The organism is Apibacter sp. B2912 (assembly GCF_009827835.1).
Classification (GTDB): domain Bacteria; phylum Bacteroidota; class Bacteroidia; order Flavobacteriales; family Weeksellaceae; genus Apibacter.
Map to the genome: position 1 here is coordinate 1 of NZ_WINV01000020.1, position 455 is coordinate 455.

1 pseudogene is annotated in these 455 nt (G+C 30.5%); it reads right to left on the reverse strand.

From position 1 onward, the window contains the following. Positions 1-455 (reverse strand): annotated as a pseudogene (locus tag GFV01_RS10040) (hypothetical protein); the annotation flags it as partial.

A 455-nucleotide genomic window follows, 5' to 3' on the forward strand; every position in this document is an offset into this window, starting at 1 on the left:
AAATGAGCTGCTATTTTTGCTTTTTGTTCTATTGTCAATTTTTCTTCTTTAATTGCAAAGGATGCCATATAATTTGATAAATACTCTGCTACATACAGAATATATAAATCGTCATGTGGGGTAGATAATTCTTTGAGTAAATCCAAGGTATTTTGATGGACTCGTATTTCTCCATTACAATCCTTGGTCCATAATAGTTTTCCCAATTCTTTCAAATGTTTTGTTTCGGCAAACTTTGAAAATAGTGGTAAATCCGTATTTTCAATCACCCATTTCAATAGTTTTTTATCCTCAGTATAACCAAATTCAGTTACCAAACTGCGCATAAAAAATTCATCATGCATAACCAGCCATGGAAACTGACTTTTATCGTCATTAAATAAGTATTTGTTTCGGGAAATTAAACGCTGTTTATTAAAATACCTTCGTTGGGATAAATTTTTTATTTCTTTCCA